The organism is Desulfovibrio sp. 1188_IL3213, from assembly GCF_036763145.1.
Lineage (GTDB): Bacteria > Desulfobacterota > Desulfovibrionia > Desulfovibrionales > Desulfovibrionaceae > Desulfovibrio.
In genome coordinates this window covers 1-3,104 of sequence record NZ_JBAIYR010000281.1, presented here as the reverse complement: position 1 = coordinate 3,104, position 3,104 = coordinate 1, and the positions used below count along the sequence as shown (strand labels likewise).

The following is a 3,104-nucleotide window of genomic DNA, read 5'->3' as shown; positions in this document are numbered from 1 at the left end:
CCGGGGCCTCTTCTGCTGCCGGAGCCGTTTCCGGCGGGCAGGGCATGCAGGCGGCCCAGGCATCGCAGGCTTCCCAGGCATCGCAAGCTTCCCAGGCATCGCAGGCTTCCATGATAAGCCAGATGCTGCTGGGCGTTGCCGACGAAAATCCTGACGTGAACCCGCATGAAGACGTGCTGCGCGAAGCTTTTAACCAGGCTTCGGGTACTCTTGATATGTGGGACTCTTACGTCGGCACCCTGGGCGATGTCGGTAAGGGAGGCTCCTTGCGCGATGCCTATGCCCTGTTGCAGGGCATAGACGGACAGGTGAACGCCCTGAAAGAAAATACCGCGGGCCTGCGCGGACAAAACCCCGGCCTGGATACCCTGGTGAACAATCTGGAGGTGCTTGCCGCCACAGAAAAGTTCAAATTCAACCGCGGGGACTATAACGTTTAACGTCAAAATCCCTTGAAGTACGATGTATTTCAAGGGTGATGCCCTGTCTGAGCTTGCGTTTTCAGACAGGCGGCGCGCCGTACCTCATGCGGCGCAACAAAGCTGTTTTGGTTTTCCACAGGTTTGTAAACGAAAAGGCCGTGAATTTCAGGGATTCACGGCCTTTTTCTATGCGTGTGGGTGTGTTCTATTTCGGCCGGGGCGTCTTTTGCGGGTCGTTCAGCCCCGGCCGCATGGGGGAAGATTGCTTTGGGAACATCCGTTTGGGAGGGGATGCATCTCAGGGAAAGGACTTATGTTTTCCGTCAAAGGCCGCGCAGGCAACTTGCGCTGTTCTGACGGCGGGCGGCTGCCTGTGGCCGCCGCCCGGCGACTGGAAGGTTCAGTTTGCAAACATGCTCTGAGCAGAGGTGTGTGTTTTAGAGCAATTTCACTTTGAAATTGCTCTGGCGGCTGCGTGAGCAGACGTTCGCTACGGAGGCGTAAGCGCAGTTTATCTGCGCGGTTAAACGCCGAAGTGAGCGTGCCTTAAACTTTGCGAATGTATGTTCTCAAAGTTAATCTGCTCTAGTTCTGCTTGGCGTCAGGGGCAGTGGTGTTCTGGTCCATAGTGTTGGGCATTCCGTAGCCCATTCCGTACCCCTGGCCGTGCATGCCCCTGCCGCCGTGACCCATACCGTGACCCATGCCGCGCCCCATGCCGCGTCCGCCCATGCCGGGGCAGTCCATCATGCCGCGGCCCATGCCGTGGGCGCCCATGTAAGGCACGCCCTTGTCCTGCATTTGCTTGCGCATGGAGGCATCAAGCTGATACAGCTTGCCGTCCACATCCTTTATGTCTTTCTGCAGGGCCTGGATTCTGGGGTCATCGGCCTTTACTCCCTGATAGAGCAGGGCATTGATTTCGGCCTGCTTGCCGTACTTCTGCTGCAGCAGGGGCTGCATCTTGGGGCCGAATTCCTTGTGGATGCTATCCAGGCTGTTCATCTGTTCGGTGGTCAGGTTCATGTGGGGACCCATATGGGGACCTGCGGGATTGCCGGGCTGGGCGCTGGCGATGCCGGCGGTGCCGAGCAGGGCCACAAGAGCAAGAGCAGCGGTGGTGGAAGCTATTTTGGATGTCTTCATGGTAGTGTCCTTTATTCTTTTCGGTCTGCGCCGAGTTTTTTGTTCGCTTGAGGGGTGTTTCAGCGTTGAGCTTGTGTAAAATCCGGGTAAAATCGGGGGCCGTATGTGCCTTTTCTGTCGTGCTGACCCGGCCCCCTATGGCCGCCGCAGCTGGACAGCGACGCCGCTGTTGCAAACTTTTTTCTGCCAAGAACCTGTATAACGTCAGGGTGTCTCATGCGTTGTTCTTGGGCGGCGTCAGCGCCTGGGCTTACCGGCCCATGTGACTTCCGCCGTGGGGACCGTGGGGGCCGTTCCCGCCGTGCCCGTTGCCGTTGCCGCACCAGGGAGAGGCAATGCTGGAGCTTGCGCCGGTTTGGGCCTGCGAGGGCAGGACGGTGAGGGCCATGACGAAAACAAAGGCCAGGGATGCTGCAAGAATGGACGGTTTGAAGATTGTGCTTTTCATGAGGGTCTCCTTGTCTTGTATATGCTCGTGCTCTTGACCTGTTTTTGTTAAGGAAGCGGTCAGATCACGTTTTTAAGCTTTTCGTATTCTTCCTGTGTTATCTCGCCGGATGCCAGGCGGTGCTTCAGTATGTTCAGGGAATCACGCCGGTCAAAATTGCACCGTTTTCTGATCAGCAGGCGGCTTACAAGCCAGACCGCCAGCACGAGTACCGTGATTGTAAGAAGCATTCCCAACCAGCCGCCGCCCCAGCCGAAAAAACTCTGAAAATAACAAGTATGCATTTTGTATCCTCCCGGTGAGGCCGGGCGCGCCTGCACCCAGGCGGGGTTGCGCTGTCACCGGTTTGCACTTCGCGTGGTCTTGCCCGGTATAAGGCAAAGGTCGTGCCAACTTGGGTCATTTTTTCATAACATAGAGTAATAACTGTTTTTTATTTAAAAAGAGCCCGGGTTTTTAGGTGGCGGGTTTTTTCAGGTTGTCCAATTTTTACTCGCCGATAACGATGTCTGTCCAATTTTTACCAGTGGGCTTGACCGGGTGGGTAAAAAATACATAATACAGTCATCCTGAAACAAAGGAAGACCCATGAAGAGCAGAGTTTCAAGACTGTTTTCCGCCAGGGGTCTGCGCGCCCTGCACCTGGGGCTTTCGCCCTGGATGGTGGTCGGCATGGCTATCATTCTGGGCCTTGCCATCACAGCACTTGCGGTGCGCAGCAACCAGCGCGGCAAGACATACATGATACAGAATCTCATAGACAGGGCCGAGGCCCTCATATGGGCTTTGGAAGCCGGCGCGCGCACCGGGCTGTGTACGCCGCTGGGTACACTGGGTACAAGCGACGGTCTTCAGTCGCTGCTGACGGAAACCGCCAAGCAGCCCGGCATTGTGTTTATGGCTGTCGCCAATGACGAAGGCAAAATGCTTGCGTACAGCGTGCCTGTGCGCAGCAGAGACAGAAACCGTGCGAAAGGCGAAAGCCCTTCCCCCGGCGAAGTGGCGGGCGCGCGGGCCTTGGCCCTCGTCATGCCCACCGGGGTGCAGGTCACGGAAAAGCCCGCCTGGCGCATCCGCCAGTGGAACGG

At 57.0% G+C, this 3,104-nt stretch carries 5 protein-coding genes; 2 read left to right on the top strand and 3 right to left on the bottom strand.

The genetic code is table 11. From position 1 onward, the window contains the following. Nucleotides 1–440: hypothetical protein (locus V6C16_RS10255; protein ID WP_333543144.1), on the top strand; the 440-nt coding region annotated here is incomplete at its 5' end. Between the two features lie 567 nt (nt 441–1,007). Here the strand turns inward: V6C16_RS10255 and V6C16_RS10250 are convergent. The 3 genes from V6C16_RS10250 to V6C16_RS10240 form a co-directional block, all read right to left on the bottom strand. Beyond that, complete coding sequence (locus V6C16_RS10250) at nt 1,008–1,568, bottom strand: hypothetical protein (protein ID WP_333543143.1); 561 nt, start codon at nt 1,566–1,568, stop codon at nt 1,008–1,010. A gap of 250 nt (nt 1,569–1,818) precedes the next feature. Further along, nucleotides 1,819–2,016 carry a hypothetical protein gene (locus V6C16_RS10245; protein WP_333543142.1) on the bottom strand — a complete coding sequence of 66 codons (198 nt, stop codon included), beginning with the start codon at nt 2,014–2,016 and terminating at the stop codon, nt 1,819–1,821. Nucleotides 2,017–2,075: 59 nt separating this feature from the next. Then, nucleotides 2,076–2,300: an SHOCT domain-containing protein gene (locus V6C16_RS10240; RefSeq protein WP_333536015.1), complete on the bottom strand. Its 225-nt coding sequence runs from the start codon at nt 2,298–2,300 to the stop codon at nt 2,076–2,078. A gap of 304 nt (nt 2,301–2,604) precedes the next feature. Between V6C16_RS10240 and V6C16_RS10235 the strand changes: the two genes are divergently transcribed. Beyond that, a partial coding sequence (locus V6C16_RS10235; protein WP_442886218.1) for a hypothetical protein occupies nt 2,605–3,104 on the top strand: 500 nt, incomplete at its 3' end.